This window comes from Pseudomonas sp. 31-12 (assembly GCF_003151075.1).
Classification (GTDB): Bacteria; Pseudomonadota; Gammaproteobacteria; order Pseudomonadales; family Pseudomonadaceae; genus Aquipseudomonas.
This window is the reverse complement of the sequence record NZ_CP029482.1, coordinates 1,370,575-1,395,386: the sequence shown is the minus strand read 5'-3', so window position 1 is coordinate 1,395,386 and position 24,812 is coordinate 1,370,575. Positions and strand designations below refer to the sequence as shown.

Genomic DNA, 24,812 nt, shown 5'->3' with positions numbered 1-24,812 from the left:
ATCAGAAGCATCGCCAGCAGGCTGGCTCCCACATGGAAATTGGGTGTACACAAAATTTGTGACCAACCAATAACTCTGTGGGAGCTAGCCTGCTAGCGATTGCCGCCCCTCGGTTTACAGCTCTACAACAACAGCCTGAGAAGCACGGGTCGCTTTAGCCCGGGCAGCCTCGATCGACTCATCCCGCGCCAACGCAACACCCATCCGACGCTGACCATTCACCTCTGGCTTACCGAACAGACGCAACGCCGTATCCGGCTCGCTCAACGCAGCACCGAGGTTGGCGAAAGCGGTCTGGGTCGACTGCCCTTCCACCAGAATCACCGCCGAAGCCGATGGTCCGAACTGGCGGATCAACGGAATCGGCAGGCCCAGGATCGCCCGTGCGTGCAACGCGAACTGCGACAGGTCCTGAGAAATCAGGGTCACCAGACCGGTGTCATGCGGACGCGGCGAGACTTCGCTGAACCACACCTGATCACCTTTGATGAATAGCTCGACACCAAACAGACCACGGCCACCCAGCGCTTCGGTGACGGCTTTGGCAACACGCTCGGATTCAGCCAGGGCAATCGGGCTCATGGCTTGTGGCTGCCAGGATTCCTGATAGTCGCCCTTCTCCTGACGGTGACCGACTGGCGCGCAGAAGGTCGTACCACCGACGTGACGTACGGTCAGCAAGGTGATTTCGTAGTCGAAGTCGATAAAGCCTTCGACGATCACGCGACCTTTACCGGCACGGCCGCCTTCTTGTGCGTAATCCCAAGCGGTTTTCACATCATCGGCGCTGCGCAGCAGGCTCTGGCCTTTGCCCGACGAACTCATGACTGGCTTGACCACGCACGGGAAACCGAGATCTTCGACAGCCTTGCTGTAGTCCTCGAAGGTGTCGGCGAAATGGTACGGCGAGGTCGGCAGGTCCAGCTCTTCAGCGGCCAGACGACGGATGCCTTCACGGTTCATGGTCAACTGCGCGGCGCGCGCGGTCGGGATCACGGTGAAGCCTTCGGCTTCCAGTTCCACGAGGGTTGCGGTGGCGATGGCTTCGATTTCCGGCACGATGAAGTGCGGCTTCTCGGCTTCGATTACGGCACGCAGGGCGGCGCCGTCGAGCATGTTGATCACATGGCTGCGATGCGCAACTTGCATGGCCGGCGCGTTGGCGTAACGGTCGACGGCAATCACTTCAACGCCCAGGCGTTGCAGCTCGATCACCACTTCCTTGCCCAACTCACCACAGCCACACAGCAATACGCGGGTCGCGGTTGGCGACAATGGAGTTCCGATACGGGTCATCTCAGGTCCTCAAGAAGCGGATCATCGAGGGATGCAGCGCCACGCGCGCTTCCCATGGGGAGAAAGCGCGGCATTTTACATGAACCGAAGGGTTTGGCTTCAGCTGGCGACGGCCTGTTTGCGCAAGCGCCAGGCCATGATCAGCCACACGACCGTCACGCCCGCGAACTTGGAGCCCATGGCGGTAAGAATCACGGCCGGGGTGAAGGCGTCGATCATGCCGAAGAAGATAAACGTATCGAGGGGAATGCTCAGGGCCGAACTTATCCACAGACGATCGTGCAACGGGCGTTTGGTGATGCTGAACACCAGCCAGTCGATGCACTCGGACACCGCGAACGCCGTGGCGCTGGCCAACGCGATGGACGGATCGGACGTGACATAGGACAGGACCAGCGCCGCGAGCATCGCCGCGATGGCGCCATGGCCGAAGCGGGTTTGCACCATGTCGCGCAGGACAAACACCAACCCGCCCCAGGCCGACCAGATGACGTCCAGGTGCGGGGCGGTGGAAAAGGCGTAATTGATCAGCACGACGCTGCTGATGTAGGCGATCAGGAAGAGCATGGGGTGGCGGGATACCTGTCAATTTGGCGCACAGATTACCATCTCGGGTTTACAAATAACCTGTGGCGAGGGAGCTTGCTCCCGCTGGGTCGCGCAGCGGCCCTGAAGTCAGGGCGCGCGGTGTGTCAGGTTGAATGTGTTTGTCAGCTATGGGGCTGTTTCGCAGCCCAGCGGGAGCAAGCTCCCTCGCCACAAAAAACCTCATCAGCCACAAAAGCTCACAAAACTCAGGAATCAGATTTGGAAGGCAACATCCAGATCAACCCACTCGACTTCGCCCGCTCATGACACAACCCCAACACCTTGCGGCGCTCTTCGTTGTCCATCCGGCTCCAGCGCGTGATCTCCTCGACCGTGCGCTGACACCCGGTGCAGATATCATCCTCATCCAGCGCACAAATGTTCACGCACGGCGAAAGAACCGGTCGTTCGGTGGCGTTCATTCTTCCTGCTCAACCAGATCACGGGCATAACGCTGCGAGTTATGCACATAGTGCGCAGCGCTGGCCTCGAGCATCTTCTTTTGCGGCTCGGTCAACTCACGAACCACTTTGCCCGGCGAGCCCATGACCAGCGAACCGTCGGGAATCTCCTTGCCCTCGCCGATCAGTGAGTTGGCGCCGATGATGCAGTTTTTGCCGATCTTCGCGCCATTGAGAATCACCGCATTAATACCGATCAGGCTGTAATCGCCCACGGTGCAGCCGTGAAGCATGGCGTTGTGGCCGATGGTCACGCCGGTGCCGATGGTCAGCGGGTAGCCCATGTCGGTGTGCATAACCGTCCCGTCCTGGACGTTGCTGTTCTTGCCGATCAGGATCAATTCATTGTCGCCACGCAACACGGCGTTGAACCAGACGTTGGCGCCCTCTTCCAGCTTGACCTTGCCCACCAGCACGGCATTGGGTGCGACCCAGCTCTGCGGATGGGTTTCGACGCGGGCGTCGCCCAGGCGATATTTCATCTTGTTTTCCTCAAAGGCTCAGGCAGCCGCGTTTCACGCCATACGAACGATGGCTTCAAGTATTGATGAAGCTTTTGGGTGGGTGGTGCAGGCTGATGTCGGCGTCATAGAGCAGGTTGATCAACTCGACGATCATGATCGCCGTCAGGCCCCAGATTTTGTATTCGCCGTAACGATAACTCGGCACGTACCAACTGCGCCCCTGGTAATCGATGCGGTGAGTATGTTCCCGAGGATCCTCGCGGAAGAACTCCAGAGGCACACTGAACACCGCAGCGATCTCGGCATCGTTGGCCAGGTATTCGACAAAATCCGGAATCACCCCGACATAAGGCGTGACCTTGATGCCGTGCAGGGAGATTAGCGGGCTCAGCGGTCCGATCACTTCGACCAGGCCAGGCGGCAAGCCGATTTCTTCTTCGGCCTCCCGAAGCGCGGTGAACACCAGGTCCGGGTCTTCCGGATCGCGCCGCCCGCCAGGGAAGGCGACTTCGCCGCCATGGGTCGAAAGCCCGCTGGCACGCAGGGTCAGAATCAGTTCCGGTTCGTCGCTGCGGGTGATGGGCACCAGCACTGCGGCTTCGGGGAAACGTCGATCGGTTTCCAGGGTACGCGGCGTGTGGTTGCTAACCCGGTGAAGTAGCTCGTCCAGCATGAGTCTTCTCGATTTATTCGCTACCTTGCATCATGCACCAATCACACCGGCCGCCCAACCCCATAACCACTGCATGTCGCTAAACGACAACTTGCCGACAGGCACCGCCGCACGCCAAGATAGGCGCAGCATTCAGGAACCCCCGTATGAAATTTTGCAGTCAGTGCGGCAACCCGGTCACCCAGCGTATCCCCGAAGGCGATTCGCGCCTGCGTTATGTCTGCGACAGCTGTCAGGCGATTCACTACCAGAACCCCAATATCGTCGCCGGTTGCGTGGCGACCTGGGGCTCGAAAGTGTTGCTGTGCCGGCGCGCCATCGAGCCTCGGCTCGGTTACTGGACCCTGCCCGCCGGTTTCATGGAGAACGGCGAAACCATCGAGCAGGCGGCCATTCGCGAAACCGCTGAAGAAGCCTGCGCGCGGGTGCGCAACCTGAGCATCTACACGTTGATCGACGTGCCGCACATTAGCCAAGTGCATGTGTTCTTTCGCGCGGAGCTGGTGGACCCGGATTTTTCCGCCGGTCCCGAGAGCCTGGAAGTGCAGCTTTTCGACGAAGCCGATATCCCGTGGTCCGAGTTGGCTTTCCGCACGGTGGGCCGTACCTTAGAATACTTCTTCGCTGACCGGCGGACCGAGGTCTACCCCGTGCGGTCCGAGTCGATCCCGCCGCTTGTCCAGCCTGCCATCACCTAAAGCTCCTGGCTCCAAAATCACCTATAACTAACTAAATAGTCGCGACACCTTTCAGGGATATCGTTTCAATGCGCTGGTTGCTTGCCGTGTTTTGCTTGTCGTTCGTCGCCCTGTCACAGGCTTCCGTTGCGGAAACCCTGAACGGCAAAGTCATCGAAAAAGTTCTGGTGCTCAAGTCCGCCCATCAATTGCAATTGATCAATGACGGCAAGCCGCTCAAGACCTATCGCATTTCCCTGGGCAGAAACCCGAAAGGCCAAAAACTGATGGAAGGCGATAGACGCACGCCTGAAGGTTTCTATTGGCTGGACTGGCGCAAGGTCAGCGATAAATTCAATCTGTCGATGCACATCTCCTACCCGAACATCAGCGACTCTGCCCGCGCCCGGCGTGAAGGCGTCGAGCCTGGTGGCATGATCATGATCCACGGCACGCCGGACACCGAAGAAAACCCGGAAGATCTGTTCCACACCCTGGACTGGACCGACGGCTGCATTGCCATGCGCAACATGGACATGCGTGAAGTGTGGGGCCTGGTGCCGGATGGCACGATGATCGAGATTCGTCCGTAACCCCGTAACCTGTGGCGAGGGAGCTTGCTCCCGCTGGGCTGCGAAGCAGCCCTCAAATCAGCGAATGCGGTGTCAGATCATTTTTGGGGGCCGCTTCGCGACCCAGCGGGAGCAAGCTCCCTCGCCACAAAAGTATCCTGTAGCCTCTGATTCCGTCTTCCGAGCGCTACCTTCGGTCGCTCCTCGAAAAATAAATTCAAAAGATCGCAGCCTGCGGTAATGCCTGCCGGGAAGATACCAATCCTCTCGGCAAGCGTTACCGCAGGCTGCGATCTTTGCGCTCAAAATCCCCACCTCTAATACCACTTAAAACCAACGGCCTTCATAACCGGCCAACAGGTCAGGCTTAACTGCGCCAACAGCAAAGTACTGGCATTGACATGGTATTCAAGTGGTATTAATTTCCGGCCATTCGCGGAACACAACACTCCAATATCCGCATCGGACATTCCTGACATGAACGACCTCCAGGCCCTACGCCCTGACGACACCCAGCCCACGCCGTTGTACCTGCAACTGGCGCGCAATCTGGAAGCGGCGATTCATGCCGGCCAATGGAAAGCCGAGCAGGCAATGCCCTCGGAACGCAACCTGAGCGAGTTGCTGGGCATTTCCCGCGTCACCGCCCGCAAGGCGCTGGAAGTGTTGTTCGAGCAAGGCCTGATCCGCCGCAATCAAGGTTCCGGCACATTCATCACGCCACGCCTGGAACAACCGCTGTCGCGCCTCTCGGGTTTCAGCGAAATGCTGCGCCTCAAGGGTTTCGTGCCCGGCTCGCAATGGCTGGAACGCGAGATCACCCCGCCGACCCACGAAGAACTGATCCGCCTGGGCCTCTCGCCCAATGACAAGGTCGCGCGCCTCAAACGCCTGCGCAAAGCCGACGACACGGTGATGGCGATCGAGATGAGCACCCTGCCCGCCTCGATCATTCCCAAGCCGCAAGCGGTGGGCGACTCCCTCTACGAATACCTCGACGGTATCGGCAAGCCGATCGTCCGCGCGTTGCAGCACATCCAGGCGATCAACGCCTCGGACGAATTCGCCGCCCTCGTCGGCATCGCCCCCGGCACCGCCATGCTGCTGATGACCCGGGTCGGCTACCTGGAAGACAACACACCGATCGAAGTCACCGACACCTACTGCCGCAACGACTACTACGACTTTGTCGCAGAGCTTCGCCGCTAATCAAGCAACGAGAACCGATCATGTCCGAAGACAACATCCTCACCGCCCACGGCTGGGTTCGCGGCCGGCTGATTCACGAACACGGCAAGGTCGTGTCCATCGACGGCGTGCCCTGCGAGCCGGCCGACAACGACTTGCCTTATCTGCTGCCCGGTTTCATCGACCTGCACGTTCACGGCGGCGGCGGCAAAGACATCATGGAAGGCGCATCCGCCTTCGAAACCATCAGCAAAACCCACGTGCGCTTCGGCACTACGTCGCTGCTGGCGACCACCATGACCGCGCCGCCGGAAGAGATTTCCAGCGTGCTCAAAGCCGTCGGCGAGTTCTGCGAGCAGCGGCCAACAGGCTGCGCCCGAGTGCTTGGCGTGCACCTGGAAGGCCCGTACATCAACCCCGGCAAACTCGGCGCCCAGCCGAATTTCGCCCACACCGCGTTGATGGCCGAAGTCGAGGAGTACCTGGCGCTGGCACCGATCCGGGTGATCACCATCGCCCCGGAAATCGCCGGTCACGATGCCTTGATCCGCACCCTCAGTGCACGCGGCATCCGCATGCAGATCGGCCACACCCTGGGCAGTTACGAGGAAGGCGTCGCCGCGCTGGCGGCCGGTGCCAGCAGTTTCACTCACCTCTACAACGCCATGAGCCCGCTGCATCACCGCGAGCCAGGCATCGTCGGTGCGGCGCTGGCCCACGCCAAATACGCCGAGCTGATTCCGGATTTGCTGCACGTGCATCCCGGCGCCATGCGGGTGGCCCTGCGCGCGATTCCCTGCCTGTATTGCGTGACGGATTCCACCGCCGCTGCCGGCATGCCCGACGGTGAATACAAGCTCGGCAGCCACACGGTCACCAAGTGCCTGGGTGGCGTGCGCTTGCCCGACGGCACCCTGGCGGGCAGCACGCTGACCATGGATCAGGCGCTGCGCAATCTGGTGAAGATCGGTCTGCCGATCGCCGAGGCGTCGCAACGTCTTTCGCAATTCCCCGCCGACTACCTCGGCCTCACCGAACGCGGTCGCCTGCAACCGGGCAGCTGGGCCGACTGCGTGCGGCTGGATCGCTCACTCACACTCACCGCCGTCATGGTCGAAGGAGAAGACATTGACTTCAAAAATGCTTGAAGAGGCGCTGTCCTCGTTCGAGGCCGTGCAAGCCCAATTGCAGCAACTCGACCCGCAGATGCTCGAGATCGCCGGGCGCCTGCGTCGTCAGCCGCCGCAAGTGGCGATGACCGTCGCGCGCGGCAGCTCCGACCATGCCGCCAGTTACTTCGCCTACCTGACCATGCAGCAACTGGGCATTCCGGTGGCGTCGCTGCCGATGTCGGTGGTGACCATGCTGCAAGCACCGTTGAAGGTCAGCGGGCAAGTGGCGTTTGCGTTCTCGCAGTCGGGGCAAAGCCCGGACCTGGTGAACAGCATGCGTCTGTTGCGCAAACGCGGCGCCTTGAGCATTTCCATGGTCAACGCCGAAAGTTCGCCACTGGAAGCGGCCTGCGAATTCAGCCTGCCGCTGTGCGCCGGTACAGAAAGCAGCGTCGCCGCGACCAAGAGTTTTATCGCCAGCCTCAGTGCCAGCGCCCGGCTGATCGCCCATTGGAAGGAAGACGTGGAATTGCTGGACGCCGGCAACGCTTTGCCGGAGGGCCTGCGCGAAGCGGCGCAGCAGGATTGGAGCCTGGCCATTGACGCCCTGCGCGATTGCCAGCGTTTGATGGTGATCGGTCGTGGCGCCGGTTTTGCCATCGCTCAGGAAGCGGCCCTTAAATTCAAGGAAACCTCGGCAATTCAGGCCGAAGCCTTCAGCAGCGCCGAAGTGCGTCACGGTCCGATGGCATTGATCGATGAAAACTATCCGCTGCTGATTTTTGCACCACGCGGTGCCGAGCAAGCCGGTTTGCTGAGCCTCGCCGCAGACATGCGCCAGCGCGGCGCTCGCGTTCTGCTGGCGGCACCGGATGACATTGCCGAACGCGAACTCACCCTGAGCTGCGCCGAGCACCCGGTCCTTGATCCGATTCTGGCGATCCAGAGTTTCTACGTCATGGCAGCCGGTTTGGCTGTGGCCCGTGGCATGGACCCGGATCAACCGCGCCATTTGAGCAAAGTGACGCGGACGCACTAAGTCCGCCCCGAACGATTTCCTGATGAGACCGAGCCATGCATAACAACAATAAAGAGCTGACCCTCAGCGCCCCGCTCAGCGGCCCGGTGCTCACGCTCGCCAAAGTCCCGGACTCGGTGTTCGCCAGCGGCGCCATGGGCGACGGGATCGCCATCGACCCGCTGAACGACACCCTTCACGCGCCGTGTGCCGGCGTCGTTGTGCACGTCGCCCGCAGCGGTCACGCCGTCACCTTGCGTGCCGACAACGGCGCCGAATTGCTCTTGCATCTGGGCCTCGACACCGTCGAATTGCAGGGTGAAGGTTTCTCGATGCTGGTCAAGGAAGGCGCGCGCGTCTGCAACGGCCAGCCGCTGTTGCGCTATGACCTGGACAAGGTCGCGCAGCAGTGCAAAAGCCTGGTCAGCCTGATGATCCTGACCAACAGCCAGGACTTTCAGGCGCGGCCCATTACGTTGAAATCGGTGAAAGTCGGCGATCCGCTGCTGCACATCATTCGCCGGTACGCGCCAGGTACGCAGGCTGAAGTTGAGCTTTCAGGTGAAGAGATTGTCGGCCACATTCGCGTCGCCCATCGTGGCGGTCTGCACGCTCGCCCGGCTGCGCTGATTCGCCAGACCGCACAAGGCTTCAAGAGCAAATCGCAGCTGCATTTCGCCGGCAAATCGGCAACCTGCGACAGCTTGATCGGCCTGATGAGCCTGGCCGTCGGCGAGCAGGACGAGGTTCAGGTCAGCTGCCAGGGCCCGGATGCCGAAGCGGCGATGCAAGCGTTGCTGATCGCCTTGTCCACGGCGCTGGCCGAAGACAGCCACGCCGCCGCGCCTGCATCGAATATTCGACGTCAGCGGACGGCTGAAGCCGGCGTGCTGCACGGTGTGTGCGCCGCGCCCGGCCTGGTCGGTGGGCCGTTGTTTCGCTTGAACGCCATCAGCCTGCCGGTGGATGCCGGCAGCCACGACCCCGAGCAACAACTGCACGCCCTCGATACCGCGCTGAGCGCCGTACGCTGCGAAATCGACCACACGCTGGCCCAGGCCAGGAAACTCAAGAACACTGACGAAGAAGCGATCTTCGCCGCGCACCTCGCCTTGCTCGAAGACCCGGCGCTGCTGGACGCTGCCAACGTCTCCATCGCTCAAGGCATGGCCGCGACGCACGCCTGGAGCCAGTCGATCGACGCGCAGTGCGACGTCCTCCAGCAACTCGGCAGCGCATTGCTGGCCGAACGCGCCAACGATCTACGCGACCTCAAGCAACGGGTGCTGCGTGCCCTGCTCGGCGAAGCCTGGCATTACGACGTACCGGCCGGCGCCATCGTCGCCGCCCATGAACTGACGCCGTCGGACTTGCTGCAACTGAGCGAGCAAGGGGTCGCCGGGTTGTGCATGGTCGAGGGCGGCGCGACTTCGCATGTCGCCATTCTGGCGCGAGGCAAAGGCTTGCCGTGCCTGGTAGCGCTGGGTTCGGCGCTGCTGGATCAGCCGCAAGGCCAAGACGTTGTGCTCGATGCCGACGGAGGTCGTCTCGAATTGACACCGATTGCTGAACGCCTTGCCGAGGTGCATCAGGCACAACTCGATCATCAACAACGCCGCGCACTTCAACAATCTCAGGCTCACACCCCGGCACTGACACTCGACGGTGTGCACATCGAAGTCGCCGCTAACGTTGCCTCCAGCGCAGAAGCGGCCGATGCGCTGGCCAATGGCGCCGATGGCGTCGGCCTGCTGCGCACCGAGTTTCTGTTTGTCGACCGCAACACCGCACCGGACGAACAGGAACAACACGTCGCCTATCAAGCCGTGCTCGATGCCATGGGCGACAAGTCGGTGATCATCCGCACCATCGACGTCGGTGGCGACAAGCAACTTGATTACCTGCCGCTGCCGGTCGAGGCCAACCCGGTACTCGGCTTGCGCGGTATTCGCCTGGCTCAGGTGCGGCCAGAATTGCTCGATCAGCAACTGCGCGCGCTGCTCCACGTCAGCCCGCTGTCGCGCTGCCGGATCCTGTTGCCGATGGTCACCGAGGTCGATGAGCTGTTGCACATCCGTCAGCGCCTCGACGCGCTGTGCACTGAACTCGGTGTGAGTGAGCGTCCCGAACTGGGCGTAATGATCGAAGTCCCGGCCGCCGCATTGCTGGCCGAGCAGCTTGCAGAGCATTCGGACTTCCTGTCGATCGGCACCAACGACTTGTCGCAATACACCCTGGCGATGGACCGCGACCATGCGGGTCTCGCCTCTCGCGTCGACGCGATGCATCCGGCGCTGCTGCGACTGATCGCCCAGACCTGCGCCGGTGCGGCGGTGCATAACCGTTGGGTCGGCGTCTGCGGTGCTCTCGCCTCTGATCCGCTGGCCACACCCGTTCTGATCGGCCTGGGCGTCAGCGAGCTGTCGGTGAGCCCGGTGCAGATCGGTGAAATCAAGGACCGCGTGCGCCACCTCGATGCTGCCGAATGCCGGCGTATCAGCCACGGCTTGCTCAAGCTGAGCAGTGCCGGCGCGGTGCGTCACGCCTGTCACCAGCAATGGCCTCTGAGCTGAATAACAACTACAAGAATCCAGGGAGATCTGCCATGTACCAATATTTCATCGAAGGCCTGCAACGCCTCGGCCGCGCGCTGATGCTGCCGATTGCGATCCTGCCGATTGCCGGCCTGTTGCTGCGTCTGGGTGACACAGACCTGCTGAACATCGCGATCATCCATGACGCTGGCCAAGTGATCTTCGCTAACCTGGCGATGATCTTCGCCATCGGCATCGCGGTCGGTTTCGCCAAGGACAACAACGGCACCGCCGGCCTCGCCGGGGTGATTGGTTACCTGGTGATGATCTCCACGCTCAAGGTGCTGGATGCAAGCATCAACATGGGCATGCTCGCCGGGATTGTCAGCGGCTTGATGGCGGGCGCGCTGTACAACCGTTTCAAGGACATCAAGTTGCCGGAGTACCTGGCGTTCTTCGGCGGACGGCGCTTCGTGCCGATCGTCACCGGCTTCGCCGCCGTCGGTCTGGGCGTGATCTTCGGTCTGATCTGGCCGCCGATCCAGCACGGCATCAACGGCTTCGGCACATTGATGATGGAGAGCGGCAGCATCGGCGCCTTCGTTTTCGGCGTGTTCAACCGCCTGCTGATCGTCACCGGCCTGCACCACATCCTCAACAACATGGCGTGGTTCGTCTTCGGCAACTTCACCGACCCGACCACAGGCGCCATGGTCACTGGCGACCTGTCGCGCTACTTCGCCGGTGACCCGAAGGGCGGCCAGTTCATGACCGGCATGTTCCCGGTGATGATCTTCGGCCTGCCCGCCGCGTGCCTGGCGATGTACCGCAACGCCCTGCCGGAACGCCGCAAGGTCATGGGCGGGATCTTTCTGTCGATGGCGCTGACCTCGTTCCTGACCGGCGTCACCGAACCCATCGAATTTGCGTTCATGTTCCTCGCGCCGTTTCTCTTTTTGCTCCATGCGCTGCTGACCGGCCTGTCGATGGCGATCACCAATGCGCTGAACATCCACCTGGGTTTCACCTTCTCCGGCGGCTTCATCGACATGGTGCTCGGCTGGGGTAAATCCACCAACGGCTGGTTGGTGGTACCGGTGGGTCTGGCGTATGCGGTGATCTACTACGTGGTGTTTGATTTCTGCATTCGCCGTTTCAAACTCAAGACACCGGGGCGTGAAGAAGTGCCGGCGAGTGACAAGGTTGTAGTCACCGAGAACGAGCGCGCCGGGGCTTACATCAAGGCGCTGGGCGGTGCACAGAATTTGATCACTGTCGGCGCATGTACCACGCGGTTGCGCCTGGACATGGTGGATCGCAACAAGGCAAACGACGCAGAGTTGAAAGCGCTGGGGGCGATGGCGGTGGTGCGTCCGGGCAAGGGCGGAAGTTTGCAGGTGGTGGTTGGGCCGATGGCCGACAGCATCGCGGATGAAATTCGCTTGGCGATGCCGGCGCTGGGTCGCGCACTTGTTTCCTCCCCTCCCGCCGTTATCGATGCGCCGAAACCAGCAGCAGTGGCGACTTCAGAGGCGCAGCAATGGCTGAAGGCGTTGGGCGGTGGAGACAATGTGTTGCAGATGGATTGCGTGGCCATGACCCGGATTCGGCTGCAACTGGCGGATGGCAAAGCGTTGTCGGAGGGTGATTTGAAGGCGCTGGGTTGTCAGGGAGTCAGTCAGCTTGAAGGGGGCGTGTGGCACCTGCTGATTGGTGACAAGGCGCCGAGTTTGAGTGGGGCGCTGGAGGCGTTGGTCAATCGCAGTGAGGTCAGTGCGAAGGTCTAACCCTCGCCCCCTGTAGGAGCTGTCGAGTGAAACGAGGCTGCGATCTTTTGATCTTGTCTTTAAAAATCAAAATCAAAAGATCGCAGCCTCGTTTCACTCGACAGCTCCTACAAGGGTTGTGTGGATTCATTAAGTTTTCGGCAATAAAAAACCCGCTGATCTTCATCAGCGGGTTTCTCATTTCAGCAGTAGAAGATCAGAAATCCTCCAACCGCCACACTTCATAAGCCGGTGTCTCGTAGGGATGGCTCAGCTTTAATGCAGCCACCACGGCTACGATCAACTCATCCGCCACCACCAACTCAACCTTCCATTCCTCAACCTGCTCGACCTGCCCCGCCTCACCAATAAACGGCTGACTGCCATCCAACGGCCGAAACTGGCCCAGGCCAAGCACCTGCCACGCGCAATGATCGTAAGCCCCGATCCGCCCGCCACCGGCAGCGAATACGGCGCTTTTGACCTGTTCCACGTGACTGGCCGGAACGAAAAAGCTGAGCTTGTACACGGCCCTTAGTTCACCCAGACTCGAGCATTACGGAACATACGCATCCAAGGTGCGTCTTCGTTCCAGTCTTCCGAACGCCACGAGTTCTGCACAGCGCGGAACACACGTTCCGGGTGCGGCATCATGATCGTTACGCGACCGTCACGGCTGGTCAAACCGGTGATCCCGCGCGGCGAGCCGTTCGGGTTGGCCGGGTAGTTTTCGGTGACCTTGCCATGGTTATCGACGAAACGCATCGCCACGCAACCCGACAGATCGGCTTCCAGCAATGCTTCTTCGCTGGCGAACTCGGCATGGCCTTCACCGTGAGCGATGGCGATCGGCATGCGCGAACCGGCCATGCCTTGCAGGAAGATCGAGTTCGACTCCTGGACCTGAACCATCGCCACGCGCGCTTCGAACTGCTCGGAGCGGTTACGCACGAAGTGCGGCCAGAACTCGCTGCCCGGGATCAGCTCGTGCAGGTTGGACATCATCTGGCAACCGTTGCACACGCCGAGGGTGAAGCTGTCGGTACGCTCGAAGAAACCCTGGAACGCATCGCGAGCACGGCTGTTGAACAGCGCGGACTTGGCCCAGCCTTCGCCGGCACCCAGTACGTCGCCGTAGGAGAAACCGCCGCACGCCACCAGACCTTTGAACTCGTTCAGGTCGACACGGCCGGCCAGAATGTCGCTCATGTGCACGTCGATCGCGTTGAAACCGGCGCGGTCGAACGCGGCCGCCATTTCCACCTGACCGTTGACGCCCTGCTCACGCAGCACGGCAACTTGTGGGCGGATGCCTTTCTTGATGTAAGGCGCGGCGACGTCCTGGTTGACGTCGTAGCTCAGCTTGACGCTCAGGCCCGGGTTGTCTTCTTCCAGCAGCACGTCGAACTCTTGTTCAGCGCAGTCGGCGTTGTCACGCAGACGCTGGATCTGGTAGCTGGTTTCAGCCCACTGGCGTTGCAGCAGACGACGCTGACCTTCGAACACGGTTTCGCCGTTGAAGGTGATGTTGATCTGGCCGTTGTTCATTGGCTGACCGATCACCGACACGCACTCGCCCAGACCGGCAGCGCTGAACTGCGCGAGGATGTCTGGAGTAGCGTCCTGGCGAACCTGGATTACAGCGCCCAGTTCTTCGTTGAACAGGATTGCGGTGATGTCGGCGGAGGTTTCTGCCAGACCGTCGAGGTTCAGGCTCAGACCGCAGTGACCGGCGAAGGCCATTTCCACGGTGCTGGTCAGCAGACCACCGTCGGAACGGTCGTGGTACGCCAGCAAGTGACCGTCGGCGTTGAGGCCCTGGATCACGGCGAAGAAGGCTTTGAGGTCTTCGGCATCGTCGACGTCCGGCGCTTGCGAGCCGAGCTTGCCGTGAACCTGGGCCAGGATCGAGGCGCCCATGCGGTTCTGGCCACGGCCCAGATCGATCAGGATCAGGTCGGTGGTGCCCTTGTCCATGCGCAGTTCCGGGGTCAGGGTCTGACGGATGTCAGCCACTGGCGCGAAACCGGTCACGATCAGGGACATCGGCGAAGTCACAGTCTTGTCGACGCCTTCGTCGTTCCAGCGCGTGGCCATGGACATGGAGTCCTTGCCCACTGGAATGGTGATGCCCAGGTCCGGGCACAGTTCCATGCCGACCGCTTTCACGGTGTCGTACAGACGCGCATCTTCGCCCGGGTGACCGGCGGCGGACATCCAGTTCGCCGACAACTTGATGTCGGAGATCTTGTTGATGCGCGAAGCGGCGATGTTGGTCAGGGTTTCGCCGATAGCCATGCGGCCCGACGCCGGAGCGTCCAGCAGTGCCAGCGGAGTGCGCTCGCCCATGGCCATGGCTTCACCGGTGTAGACGTCGAAGCTGGTGGCGGTGACGGCAACGTCGGCTACCGGAACCTGCCACGGGCCGACCATCTGATCACGAGCCACAAGGCCGGTGATGGTGCGGTCGCCGATAGTGATCAGGAAGCTTTTGCTCGCCACGGCAGGGTGATGCAGGACGCGCTCGACGCAGTCGGCGATGTCCAACGTGCTTGGATCGAAATCGTCGCCCAGTTCGTTTTCGCGAACGGCCGAACGGTGCATGCGCGGGGCTTTACCCAGCAGCACTTCCAGCGGCATGTCCACCGGGCTGTTGCCGAAGTGGCTGTCGGTGACCGTCAGTTGCGGCTCGGCAGTGGCTTCGCCAACGACGGCGAACGGGCAACGCTCACGCTCGCAGATCGCCTGGAAGCGTTCGAAGTCAGCCGGGCCGACTGCCAGAACGTAGCGCTCCTGGGATTCATTACTCCAGATTTCGTGAGGGGCCATGCCCGGCTCGTCGTTTGGAATATTGCGCAGTTCGAAACGGCCACCACGGTTGCCGTCGTTGACCAGTTCCGGGAAGGCGTTGGACAAACCGCCCGCACCCACGTCGTGGATGAAGCTGATCGGGTTTTTGTCGCCCAGTTGCCAGCAACGGTCGATGACTTCCTGGCAGCGACGTTCCATTTCCGGGTTTTCGCGCTGTACTGAAGCGAAGTCCAGGTCGGCCGAGCTGGTGCCGGTGGCCATGGAGGAAGCCGCGCCGCCGCCCAGGCCGATCAACATCGCCGGGCCGCCGAGTACGATCAGCTTGGAGCCAACCGTGATCTCGCCTTTCTGTACGTGTTCGGCACGGATGTTACCCATGCCGCCGGCCAGCATGATCGGCTTGTGGTAACCGCGAACTTCGTCGCCCCGCGGGGTGGTGATCGACTGCTCGAAGGTACGGAAATAACCGGTCAGGGCCGGACGACCGAATTCGTTGTTGAACGCGGCGCCGCCCAACGGGCCTTCAATCATGATGTCCAGTGCGGTAACGATGCGCTCAGGCTTGCCGTACGGCACTTCCCACGGCTGTTCGAAGCCAGGGATCTGCAAGTTGGATACGGTGAAACCGGTCAGGCCAGCCTTTGGCTTGGCACCACGGCCAGTGGCGCCTTCGTCGCGGATCTCGCCACCGGAACCGGTGGATGCGCCCGGGAACGGGGCAATCGCGGTCGGGTGGTTGTGGGTTTCTACCTTCATCAGGATGTGCACCGGTTCCTGCACCGCGCCGTACTGGCGGGTTTCAGGGTCCGGGAAGAAACGGCCGGCGACGTTACCGACGATCACCGAAGCGTTGTCCTTATAAGCGGACAGAACGCCTTCGCTGTGCATCTGGTAGGTGTTCTTGATCATGCCGAACAGGCTTTTTTCCTGGCTCTGACCGTCGATGTCCCAACTGGCGTTGAAGATCTTGTGACGGCAATGCTCGGAGTTCGCCTGGGCAAACATCATCAGTTCGATGTCGTGCGGGTTGCGCTTCAAGCCGACGAAGGCGTTGACCAGGTAGTCGATCTCGTCTTCGGCCAGGGCCAGGCCCAGCTCGGTGTTGGCTTTTTCCAGCGCGGCACGACCGCCACCCAGCACGTCGATCGCGGTCAGCGGTTTCGGCTCGGCGTGGCTGAACAGGCCGGCGGCTTGTTCGAGGTTGCCGAGGACGATCTGGGTCATGCGATCGTGCAGGGCATCGGAGATCAGCTGCGCTTCGGCGTCGCTGAACTGGCCGGCGACGTAGAACGCGATGCCGCGCTCCAGGCGCTGGATCTTGCTCAGGCCGCAGTTGCGAGCGATATCGCTGGCCTTGCTGGACCATGGCGAGATCGTGCCGAAACGTGGCAACACCAGAAACAGACGACCGGTCGGCTCTTGTACCGGAACGCTGGGACCGTACTTCAGAAGGCGCGCGAGCACCTGCTGTTCGTCGCCGGTCAGGACGCCGGTAACTTCGGCGAAGTGAGCGAATTCAGCATACAAGCCGCTGACAGCCGGGACCTTCTGGCTCAGTTGCTCAAGGAGTTTGCTGTGGCGAAAGGCAGAAAGGGCAGGAGCGCCGCGCAGGATCAACATCTTCGGGACAGCCTCGGGAAGGGGTGTGCTTTGAGGCCGTGCATTCTAGCCTAAACCGCCCGCGACATCACCCGAAACGGTGCGCGCGGCCGCACCCGAACGTCGGGCCGGGTATTTGGAGCTCAACCAGCGGTGCGTCGAGGGTTATTTTTTATGTCACAAATTAGCGTTTGGGCCCATTCCTGCGGGCTCCAAGCGGGATTTTCGCTCCCTAGCAGACAAGCCCTTCGCTGTCGAGATATGGCGGTCGTGGTCCTTTGCGTATACTGCGCAGATGTTTTCCCCAACGGCTTTGCGTCCGCGGTACGCCAAATGGCTGATCGCAACCGGACTCTTCCTGATGCTCAGTGGCTGTGTTGATAAACCCAACACGCTGGAGCGCGTAAAGGAGGATGGTGTGCTGCGGGTGGTTACCCGAAACAGCCCCGCCACCTACTTTCAGGATCGCAACGGTGAAACCGGCTTCGAATACGAGCTGGTGAAGCGCTTCGCCGACGATCTGGGGGTGGAGCTCAAGATCGAGACCGCCGACAACCTTGACGACCTGTTCAACCAGGTGGGCAAGCCTAACGGTCCGGTGTTGGCTGCTGCTGGTCTGGTCAGCAGCGAGCAACGCAAAAAACAAGTGCGGTTTTCCCACTCCTACCTGGAAGTCACCCCGCAGATCATCTACCGCAACGGCCAGTCACGGCCGACCGACGCGGGCGATCTGGTCGGCAAGAAGATCATGGTGCTCAAGGGCAGCACCCACGCCGAACAATTGGCGGAGCTGAAAAAGAAATATCCCGGCATTGAATACGAAGAGTCCGACGCGGTTGAAGTCGTGGACCTACTGCGCATGGTCGATGAAGGCCAGATCGACCTGACCCTGGTCGACTCCAACGAAGTGGCGATGAACCAGGTCTATTTCCCCAAAGTGCGGGTCGCCTTCGACCTCGGTGAAGCCAGCGATCAAAGCTGGGCCGTGGCGATGGGTGACGACAATAGCCTGCTCAACGAGATCAATGCGTATCTCGACAAGGTGAAGAAAAACGGCACTCTGCAACGTCTGAAAGACCGTTACTACGGACATGTCGATGTCCTCGGCTACGTGGGCGCCTACACCTTCGCCCAACACTTGCAGCAACGCTTGCCCAAGTACGAACAACACTTCAAGGCATACGCCAAGAAAGAGAAAGTCGATTGGCGCCTACTGGCGGCCGTCGGTTATCAGGAATCGTTGTGGCAAGCGGCGGTCACGTCCAAGACCGGCGTTCGCGGGCTGATGATGCTGACCCAGAACACCGCGCAGGCCATGGGCGTGTCCAATCGCCTTGATCCCAAGCAAAGCATCATGGGCGGCGCCAAATACCTGGCCTACATGAAGGATCAGCTGGACGAGTCGATCCAGGAGCCGGATCGCACCTGGTTTGCCCTGGCGGCCTACAACGTCGGCAGCGGTCACCTGGATGACGCGCGCAAACTGGCGGTGAAGGAAGGGCTTAACCCCGACAAGTGGCTGGATGTGAAGAAGATCCTGCCGCGGTTGTCGGAGAAGAAGTGGTACAGCAAGACCCGTTATGGCTACGCCCGGGGCGGCGAGCCGGTACACTTCGTGGCAAACATCCGCCGCTACTACGACATCCTGACGTGGGTTACGCAACCGCAACTTGAAGGTGATCAGGTGGCTGAAGGTAACCTGCACGTGCCGGGGGTCGACAAGACCAAGCCGAGTCAGGAAACCCCGCAGCTTTAACGGCCACCCCAATCAAAAAAGGTGGGAGCGGGCTTGCTCGCGAAGACGGTGCATCAGTCAACGTTGATGTCGACTGACACACCGCCTTCGCGAGCAAGCCCGCTCCCACCTTTGATTTTTGTGTTTGGCTTCAGGCTTTTGCGGCGGCCAGGATCAGCGCTTTCATCTCGGACACAGCCGACTTGAACCCGACAAACAACGCATGCGCCACCAGCGCATGGCCGATGTTCAGCTCGTTGATGCCCTTGATCGCGGCCACCGCTTCAACGTTGTGATAATGCAGGCCGTGACCAGCATTGACGATCAGGCCTTGAGCCAGGCCAAACGCCACGCCATCCGCCACACGCTTGAGCTCTTCAGCCACGTCGGTCGGTGTCTCGGCATCGGCATAACGACCGGTGTGCAGCTCGATCGCCGGAGCCCCCACACGACGGGACGCTTCGATCTGGCGCTCGTCCGCATCGATGAACAGCGACACTTCACAGCCAATCTTCGCCAGGCGATCCACTGCGGCCTTGATCCGTGCCTCCTGCCCCGCCACGTCCAGGCCACCTTCGGTGGTCAGTTCCTGACGGGTTTCCGGGACCAGGCAAATGTGCGCCGGGCGGATGCGCTCGGCGAACACCATCATTTCTTCGGTGACGCCCATTTCGAAGTTCATGCGGGTTTGCAGCACGTCCTTGAGCAACAGCACGTCGCGCTCCTGGATGTGGCGGCGGTCTTCGCGCAGGTGCACGGTGATGCCGTCAGCGCCCGCCTCTTCCGCGTCCAGTGCTGCCTTGACCGGATCCGGGTAGCGAGTTCCCCGGGCCTGACGCAGGGTGGCAACGTGGTCGATGTTCACGCCAAGAAGAATGCGATTGCTGGTGGTCACGGAAGCGCTCCTGAATTAAAGATTCGGCGCACAGCATACGGGGAAGACTATGGCTTGCGAAACAGTTCGCGACTGACCAAAGGTCGGCCGCCCAAGTGCACGGCCAGTGCCTGACGCATCAAACGCTTGGCAGCGGACAATGCGCCGGGTGCGGCCCAGTCGGCCTCGGCCATGGCCAACAGTTCGGTGCCGTTGAACAGGCCGGGTTGCAGCAGGTACACCTGCTCCAGGCCGGCGTCCACTTGCAAACGGTAGAGGCCGTCCGGGGCGATGGGCTCACCGTGGATGTCGGTGGTCAGGGCGAAACCGTAACCGAGGTCGTCGAGCAGGCGCCACTCGAAAGAGCGCAATAACGGTTCCAACGGGCGACCTTCGGCCAGCGCGAGCAATGTCGCGGCGTAGTGATCGAACACACCGGGGTGCGGGTCTTCGGCAGGCAACAGGCGGATCAGCAGTTCGTTTAGGTAGAGGCCGCTGAACAGCGCCTCACCGTTGAGCCAGGTCGAAACACCGGCGGCTTCCATTCGCCCAACGTTCTTCAGCTCTCCCCGCCCGCGAAACTCGACTTCCAGCGGCACGAACGGCCGGGCCAATGTCCCGGCCTTGCCCCGCGCGCTACGCAATACCGCCCGCAGCCGACCTTGCGGCGTGAGGAAGTCCACCAACGCGCTGCTTTCGCGGTAGGCGCGGGAGTGGAGGACGTAGGCGGGTTGGCCGATGGGCTGGGACATGGAGTTCTCAATGAAGAAACGCGATCTTATAAACGACCAGAAACCAATGTGGGAGCGAGCCTGCTCGCGATTGCGGTCTGTCAGTCAACAGTGATGTTGAATTTCAGGTCCTCATCGCGAGCAGGCTCGCTCCCACAGGGGTTCTTCGGTGTATCTGGATCCGGTGTTACAGGTCGCCGTAACCCAGCGAACGCAAGGCGCGCTCGTCGTCGGACCAGCCGCCTTTCACTTTCACCCAGAGGTTGAGCATGATCTTGGAGTCGAACAGCAACTCCATGTCCTTGCGCGCCTCGGTGCCGATGCGTTTGATACGCTCGCCCTTGTCGCCAATGATGATCTTCTTCTGACCGTCACGTTCGACGAGGATCAAGGCATGGATGTGCAGGGTTTTGCCCTGCTGCTTGAACTCTTCGATTTCGACGGTGATCTGGTACGGCAGCTCGGCGCCCATCTGGCGCATGATTTTCTCGCGCACCAGTTCAGCAGCGAGGAAGCGGCTGCTGCGGTCAGTGATCTGGTCTTCCGGGAAGAAGTGATCGTTTTCCGGCAGGTAGCCGGCAATCACACGCTCCAGCGTTTCGAGGTTGTGCCCGTGCTGGGCCGAGATCGGCATGATCTGCGCGCTGGGCAGCTGTTCCTGCAACCAGGTCAGGTGCGGCATCAGCTCGGCTTTGTCTTCGATGCGATCGGTCTTGTTCAGTGCCACGATCAGCGGGCCGGTCACGTACTGGACGCGTTCGAGGACCATTTGGTCTTCGTCGGTCCACTTAGTGCGATCCACAACGAAGATCACCACGTCGACGTCTTTCAACGCCGCCGAAGCGGTCTTGTTCATGTAGCGGTTCAGAGCCTTTTCGCCGCCCTTGTGCATGCCCGGGGTGTCGACGTAGATCGCCTGCACGGCGCCTTCGGTCTTGATGCCCAGCATGTTGTGGCGGGTGGTTTGCGGCTTGCGCGAGGTGATCGCCAGTTTCTGACCCAGGATGTGGTTCAGCAGCGTGGACTTGCCCACGTTGGGACGGCCGACGATGGCAACATAGCCACAGCGAGTTGCAGTTGAATCAGTCATTGCCATTCTCCACACCCAGGGCAATCAGTGCTGCGGCGGCCGCTACCTGTTCGGCAATACGACGACTCACACCCTGACCTCGGCTTTTTTCATTCAGTAAGGTGATTTCACATTCGACGAAGAACGTCCGGCAATGCGGCTCACCCTGGATATCCACCACTTCGTAACGCGGCAGCTCACACCCACGCGATTGCAGGAATTCCTGCAGGCGGGTCTTTGGATCTTTGTTGGTGTCGACCAGCGTCAGGCCTTCGAACTCACCGGCCAGCCAGGCCAGAACACGCTCGCGCGCCATGTCCATGCCGGCATCCAGGTAGATCGCACCGATCAGCGCTTCAAGGGCATCGGCCAGAATCGACTCGCGACGGAAACCGCCGCTTTTCAACTCACCGGAGCCCAGGCGCAGGTATTCGCCCAGATCGAAACCGCGGGCCAGTACGGCCAGCGTCTCACCTTTCACCAGACGTGCGCGCAAACGCGACAACTGGCCTTCGCGCGCCAGCGGGAAGCGATCGAACAGCGCCTCGCCAGCGACGAAGTTGAGGATGGCATCACCGAGGAATTCCAGGCGTTCGTTGTTGCGCCCGGCAAAGCTGCGGTGAGTCAGGGCCAGGACCATCAGTTCCTGATCCTTGAAGGTGTAGCCGAGCTGACGCTCTAGACGGCTTAAGGAGACGCTCACGGTTTACCCACGCTGAGTTCGTGGCTGGATTCCACCGCCATGGCCGTGATGCGGCGCAGGCTTGGGACAATTAACGCTGTGTTCAAAAATTACGTCCTGAATATCATTGTTTTCATGCGTCCGGCGCCGATTGTGGCGGCTCCAGAAATGCATTCGGCGCTGTGTTCAACAGCGCCGTGTGTGATTACTTGATCAGGCCAACCCGCGAGAAATTCGGCAGGTGACTGAGTTTGGGTTCCGGCCAGCTCATCCAGACTGCGAAGGCCTTGCCGACGATATTCTTGTCGGGAACCATGCCCAGCAGATCCTTGGGAATGCTCGGATCATCCCAATAGCGACTGTCGTTGGAGTTGTCGCGGTTGTCGCCCATCATGAAGTAGTGGCCGGCCGGCACGGTCCACGAATGGTCCGGCGTGGCGCGGTAGCGGCTCATTTCCTTGCGGATCAGGTGTTCGGCGACACCGAGTTTTTCCTTGTAGAGCTCGGCACTGCCCAGCGTGCCCGGCTCTGAGCCGACCAGCTGTTCGGCAATCGATTCGCCGTTGACGAACAAACGCTTGTCGGCGGTGTAGCGAATCTGGTCACCCGGCAGACCCACCACACGCTTGATGTAGTTGACGTTCGGATCGCTCGGGTAGCGGAACACCATTACATCGCCGCGCTGTGGATCACCGACTTCGATGACTTTCTTGTCGATCACCGGCAGGCGGATCCCGTAAGAAAACTTGTTCACCAGAATGAAGTCGCCGACATCCAGGGTCGGTTTCATCGAGCCGGAAGGAATCTGGAACGGTTCCACCAGGAACGAACGCAGCACCAGCACGATGAACAACACCGGGAAGAACGACTTGCCGTATTCGACCAGCAGCGGCTCTTTGTTCAGTTTCTCGACGACCACCATGTCAGCCTGGCTGACGCTCCCCTGATAGGAGTTGATGGCAGCCCGGCGCCGAGGCGCCAGGAACAGCAGATCGAGCAACGCCAACAGGCCGCAGACGAACACGGCGATGACCAGCAACAGCGGGAAATTTAGTGACATAGGACCTAACTATCCAACCTGAGCACCGCAAGGAAGGCTTCTTGTGGAATTTCCACGTTGCCGACTTGCTTCATGCGTTTTTTACCGGCCTTCTGCTTTTCCAACAGCTTGCGCTTACGGCTAACGTCACCGCCGTAGCATTTGGCCAATACGTTCTTTCTGAGAGCCTTGACGGAGGTCCGCGCAATGATCTGTCCGCCAATGGCGGCCTGGATCGCGACGTCGAACATCTGGCGCGGAATCAGTTCTTTCATCTTCTCGGTCAACTGGCGACCTTTGTAGTGCGCATTGTCCCGGTGCACGATCAACGCCAGGGCGTCGACCTTGTCGCCGTTGATCAGCACATCCAGTTTCACCAGACTAGCCGATTGGTAACGGTCGAAATGGTAATCCAGCGAAGCATAGCCGCGGCTGGTGGATTTCAGACGGTCGAAGAAGTCCAGGACCACTTCGTTCATCGGAATATCGTAGGTCACCTGGACCTGGGACCCGAGGAACAGCATGTCGTGTTGCACGCCACGCTTCTCGATGCACAGGGTAATGACGTTGCCCAGGTGCTCTTGCGGCACAAGAATATTGGCCCGCACGATCGGCTCACGCATGTCTTCGATCGAAGACACGTCCGGAAGCTTCGACGGGTTGTCGACGTAAATCGTTTCACCGGTTTTCAGCAACAGCTCGAAAATTACCGTCGGCGCCGTGGTGATCAAGTCCAGGTCGTACTCGCGCTCCAGGCGCTCCTGAATGATTTCCATGTGCAGCATGCCGAGGAACCCGCAACGGAAGCCGAAGCCCAGGGCGTCGGAGCTTTCCGGGGTGTACTGCAGGGACGAATCGTTGAGCGTGAGCTTTTGCAGGGCTTCACGGAAATCTTCGAAGTCGTCGGAGCTGACCGGGAACAGGCCGGCGTAGACCTGCGGCTGAATGCGTTTGAAGCCTGGCAGCACGTCAACGTCTGGCGTGGAGCTCAAGGTCAGGGTGTCACCGACCGGTGCACCATGAATGTCCTTGATGCCGGCAATGATGAAGCCCACTTCGCCGGCCTTCAGGTCAACGGTGGCAGTGTGTTTCGGGTTGAAGACACCGACGCTGTCCACCAGGTGGATCTTGCCGGTGGACTTGACCAGGATCTTGTCGCCCTTCTTCACACGACCGTGACGCACGCGTACAAGGGACACAACGCCCAGGTAGTTGTCGAACCAGGAGTCGATGATCAACGCTTGCAGCGGATCTTCGTAGTTGCCGGTCGGCGCAGGAATGGTGTGAACCAGGCGTTCGAGGACTTCGTCGACGCCCAGGCCGGTCTTGGCGCTGCACTCGACCGCATCGGTGGCATCGATGCCGATGATTTTTTCGATTTCTTCTTTGACGCGGTCCGGATCGGCCTGTGGCAGGTCGATCTTGTTCAGGACCGGCATGACTTCCAGGCCCTGCTCGATCGCCGTGTAGCAGTTGGCAACGGACTGCGCTTCAACGCCCTGACCGGCATCGACCACCAGCAACGCACCTTCACAGGCCGCCAGCGACCGGCTGACTTCGTAGGTGAAGTCAACGTGGCCCGGGGTGTCAATGAAGTTCAGCTGGTACTTGATGCCATCGCGAGCGGTGTAGTACAGGGTGACGCTGTGGGCCTTGATGGTGATCCCGCGTTCACGTTCCAGGTCCATGGAGTCCAGCACCTGGGCTTCCATTTCGCGCTCGGCAAGGCCGCCGCACATCTGGATGAAGCGATCGGCCAGCGTCGACTTGCCATGGTCAATGTGGGCGATGATGGAGAAATTGCGGATATGACTCAAATCACTCACGGATCAACACTCAAAAAGGCTGCAGGCATAGCCCGCCGAAAAATAGCCGGGAATTGTACCTGATCCACGGCGCAAGCGTCACGTTCACAGGTCAGAC

21 protein-coding genes are annotated in these 24,812 nt (G+C 60.7%); 8 read left to right on the top strand and 13 right to left on the bottom strand.

Annotated features, from left to right (window positions below; translation table 11 throughout):
• Positions 1–114 precede the first annotated feature (114 nt).
• From purT to DJ564_RS06330, 5 genes are all read right to left on the bottom strand, one after another.
• Positions 115–1,296 carry a formate-dependent phosphoribosylglycinamide formyltransferase gene (purT, locus tag DJ564_RS06350; RefSeq protein ID WP_074879900.1) on the bottom strand — a complete coding sequence of 394 codons (1,182 nt, stop codon included), beginning with the start codon at positions 1,294–1,296 and terminating at the stop codon, positions 115–117.
• A gap of 99 nt (positions 1,297–1,395) precedes the next feature.
• Positions 1,396–1,863, bottom strand: a complete 468-nt coding sequence (locus tag DJ564_RS06345) for a VUT family protein (RefSeq protein ID WP_109628135.1) — start codon at positions 1,861–1,863, stop codon at positions 1,396–1,398.
• Positions 1,864–2,090: 227 nt separating this feature from the next.
• On the bottom strand, positions 2,091–2,306 hold the full coding sequence (locus DJ564_RS06340; RefSeq protein WP_109628134.1) for a DUF1289 domain-containing protein: 216 nt from the start codon (positions 2,304–2,306) through the stop codon (positions 2,091–2,093).
• Positions 2,303–2,827 carry a gamma carbonic anhydrase family protein gene (locus tag DJ564_RS06335; protein WP_007954617.1) on the bottom strand — a complete coding sequence of 175 codons (525 nt, stop codon included), beginning with the start codon at positions 2,825–2,827 and terminating at the stop codon, positions 2,303–2,305. The genes DJ564_RS06340 and DJ564_RS06335 overlap by 4 nt, the downstream gene beginning before the upstream one ends.
• A gap of 55 nt (positions 2,828–2,882) precedes the next feature.
• Positions 2,883–3,482 (bottom strand): CoA pyrophosphatase, encoded by a 600-nt coding sequence (locus DJ564_RS06330; protein ID WP_109628133.1) that lies wholly within the window; start codon positions 3,480–3,482, stop codon positions 2,883–2,885.
• Between the two features lie 146 nt (positions 3,483–3,628).
• On the opposite strand from DJ564_RS06330, the gene DJ564_RS06325 reads away from it, so the two are divergent.
• The 7 genes from DJ564_RS06325 to nagE all read left to right on the top strand — a co-directional run bounded on the left by DJ564_RS06325 (position 3,629) and on the right by nagE (position 12,370).
• Positions 3,629–4,180, top strand: a complete 552-nt coding sequence (locus DJ564_RS06325) for an NUDIX hydrolase (protein WP_109628132.1) — start codon at positions 3,629–3,631, stop codon at positions 4,178–4,180.
• A gap of 68 nt (positions 4,181–4,248) precedes the next feature.
• Complete coding sequence (locus DJ564_RS06320; RefSeq protein ID WP_109628131.1) at positions 4,249–4,752, top strand: murein L,D-transpeptidase family protein; 504 nt, start codon at positions 4,249–4,251, stop codon at positions 4,750–4,752.
• Positions 4,753–5,208: 456 nt separating this feature from the next.
• Positions 5,209–5,940: a GntR family transcriptional regulator gene (locus tag DJ564_RS06315; RefSeq protein ID WP_010463034.1), complete on the top strand. Its 732-nt coding sequence runs from the start codon at positions 5,209–5,211 to the stop codon at positions 5,938–5,940.
• Between the two features lie 20 nt (positions 5,941–5,960).
• Complete coding sequence (gene nagA / locus DJ564_RS06310; RefSeq protein ID WP_109628130.1) at positions 5,961–7,067, top strand: N-acetylglucosamine-6-phosphate deacetylase; 1,107 nt, start codon at positions 5,961–5,963, stop codon at positions 7,065–7,067.
• On the top strand, positions 7,048–8,070 hold the full coding sequence (locus DJ564_RS06305; RefSeq protein WP_109628129.1) for an SIS domain-containing protein: 1,023 nt from the start codon (positions 7,048–7,050) through the stop codon (positions 8,068–8,070). The genes nagA and DJ564_RS06305 overlap by 20 nt, the downstream gene beginning before the upstream one ends.
• Positions 8,071–8,105: 35 nt before the next feature.
• A complete protein-coding gene (ptsP, locus tag DJ564_RS06300) occupies positions 8,106–10,622 on the top strand; it encodes a phosphoenolpyruvate--protein phosphotransferase (protein ID WP_109628128.1) in 2,517 nt (838 codons plus the stop codon).
• A 32-nt stretch (positions 10,623–10,654) separates the two neighbouring features.
• Positions 10,655–12,370, top strand: coding sequence for an N-acetylglucosamine-specific PTS transporter subunit IIBC (gene nagE / locus DJ564_RS06295; protein ID WP_109628127.1), 1,716 nt, complete (start codon positions 10,655–10,657; stop codon positions 12,368–12,370).
• A gap of 196 nt (positions 12,371–12,566) precedes the next feature.
• Here nagE and DJ564_RS06290 read toward each other — a convergent pair whose 3' ends face one another.
• On the bottom strand, positions 12,567–12,878 hold the full coding sequence (locus DJ564_RS06290; RefSeq protein WP_109628126.1) for a YqfO family protein: 312 nt from the start codon (positions 12,876–12,878) through the stop codon (positions 12,567–12,569).
• Positions 12,879–12,883: 5 nt separating this feature from the next.
• Positions 12,884–16,780 (bottom strand): phosphoribosylformylglycinamidine synthase, encoded by a 3,897-nt coding sequence (purL, locus tag DJ564_RS06285; RefSeq protein ID WP_109628125.1) that lies wholly within the window; start codon positions 16,778–16,780, stop codon positions 12,884–12,886.
• A 274-nt stretch (positions 16,781–17,054) separates the two neighbouring features.
• Between purL and mltF the strand changes: the two genes are divergently transcribed.
• Positions 17,055–18,515 (top strand): membrane-bound lytic murein transglycosylase MltF, encoded by a 1,461-nt coding sequence (mltF, locus tag DJ564_RS06280; protein ID WP_109628124.1) that lies wholly within the window; start codon positions 17,055–17,057, stop codon positions 18,513–18,515.
• Positions 18,516–18,645: 130 nt separating this feature from the next.
• Here mltF and pdxJ read toward each other — a convergent pair whose 3' ends face one another.
• The 6 genes from pdxJ to lepA form a co-directional block, all read right to left on the bottom strand.
• Complete coding sequence (gene pdxJ, locus DJ564_RS06270) at positions 18,646–19,389, bottom strand: pyridoxine 5'-phosphate synthase (protein WP_109628123.1); 744 nt, start codon at positions 19,387–19,389, stop codon at positions 18,646–18,648.
• Positions 19,390–19,436: 47 nt separating this feature from the next.
• Positions 19,437–20,120: a DNA repair protein RecO gene (gene recO, locus DJ564_RS06265; RefSeq protein WP_109628122.1), complete on the bottom strand. Its 684-nt coding sequence runs from the start codon at positions 20,118–20,120 to the stop codon at positions 19,437–19,439.
• A gap of 166 nt (positions 20,121–20,286) precedes the next feature.
• Positions 20,287–21,189: a GTPase Era gene (gene era / locus DJ564_RS06255; protein WP_109628120.1), complete on the bottom strand. Its 903-nt coding sequence runs from the start codon at positions 21,187–21,189 to the stop codon at positions 20,287–20,289.
• Entirely contained in the window at positions 21,182–21,871 is a 690-nt protein-coding gene (gene rnc / locus DJ564_RS06250; RefSeq protein ID WP_010463056.1) for a ribonuclease III, read from the bottom strand. The genes era and rnc overlap by 8 nt, the downstream gene beginning before the upstream one ends.
• A 184-nt stretch (positions 21,872–22,055) precedes the next feature.
• On the bottom strand, positions 22,056–22,910 hold the full coding sequence (gene lepB / locus DJ564_RS06245) for a signal peptidase I (protein WP_109628119.1): 855 nt from the start codon (positions 22,908–22,910) through the stop codon (positions 22,056–22,058).
• Positions 22,911–22,915: 5 nt separating this feature from the next.
• On the bottom strand, positions 22,916–24,715 hold the full coding sequence (gene lepA / locus DJ564_RS06240; RefSeq protein ID WP_090188076.1) for a translation elongation factor 4: 1,800 nt from the start codon (positions 24,713–24,715) through the stop codon (positions 22,916–22,918).
• Positions 24,716–24,812: the final 97 nt, after the last annotated feature.

What these genes read in the sequence shown, in the direction of transcription:
- DJ564_RS06335 (WP_007954617.1), bottom strand. Translation starts at nt 2,827, where the DNA reads ATGAAATATCGCCTGGGCGACGCCCGCGTCGAAACCCATCCGCAGAGC.
- mltF (WP_109628124.1), top strand. Translation starts at nt 17,055, where the DNA reads ATGTTTTCCCCAACGGCTTTGCGTCCGCGGTACGCCAAATGGCTGATC.
- DJ564_RS06330 (WP_109628133.1), bottom strand. Translation starts at nt 3,482, where the DNA reads ATGCTGGACGAGCTACTTCACCGGGTTAGCAACCACACGCCGCGTACC.
- purT (WP_074879900.1), bottom strand. Translation starts at nt 1,296, where the DNA reads ATGACCCGTATCGGAACTCCATTGTCGCCAACCGCGACCCGCGTATTG.
- nagE (WP_109628127.1), top strand. Translation starts at nt 10,655, where the DNA reads ATGTACCAATATTTCATCGAAGGCCTGCAACGCCTCGGCCGCGCGCTG.
- DJ564_RS06320 (WP_109628131.1), top strand. Translation starts at nt 4,249, where the DNA reads ATGCGCTGGTTGCTTGCCGTGTTTTGCTTGTCGTTCGTCGCCCTGTCA.
- nagA (WP_109628130.1), top strand. Translation starts at nt 5,961, where the DNA reads ATGTCCGAAGACAACATCCTCACCGCCCACGGCTGGGTTCGCGGCCGG.
- era (WP_109628120.1), bottom strand. Translation starts at nt 21,189, where the DNA reads ATGACTGATTCAACTGCAACTCGCTGTGGCTATGTTGCCATCGTCGGC.
- ptsP (WP_109628128.1), top strand. Translation starts at nt 8,106, where the DNA reads ATGCATAACAACAATAAAGAGCTGACCCTCAGCGCCCCGCTCAGCGGC.
- lepB (WP_109628119.1), bottom strand. Translation starts at nt 22,910, where the DNA reads ATGTCACTAAATTTCCCGCTGTTGCTGGTCATCGCCGTGTTCGTCTGC.
- DJ564_RS06345 (WP_109628135.1), bottom strand. Translation starts at nt 1,863, where the DNA reads ATGCTCTTCCTGATCGCCTACATCAGCAGCGTCGTGCTGATCAATTAC.
- DJ564_RS06325 (WP_109628132.1), top strand. Translation starts at nt 3,629, where the DNA reads ATGAAATTTTGCAGTCAGTGCGGCAACCCGGTCACCCAGCGTATCCCC.
- recO (WP_109628122.1), bottom strand. Translation starts at nt 20,120, where the DNA reads ATGTCCCAGCCCATCGGCCAACCCGCCTACGTCCTCCACTCCCGCGCC.
- purL (WP_109628125.1), bottom strand. Translation starts at nt 16,780, where the DNA reads ATGTTGATCCTGCGCGGCGCTCCTGCCCTTTCTGCCTTTCGCCACAGC.
- DJ564_RS06315 (WP_010463034.1), top strand. Translation starts at nt 5,209, where the DNA reads ATGAACGACCTCCAGGCCCTACGCCCTGACGACACCCAGCCCACGCCG.
- DJ564_RS06340 (WP_109628134.1), bottom strand. Translation starts at nt 2,306, where the DNA reads ATGAACGCCACCGAACGACCGGTTCTTTCGCCGTGCGTGAACATTTGT.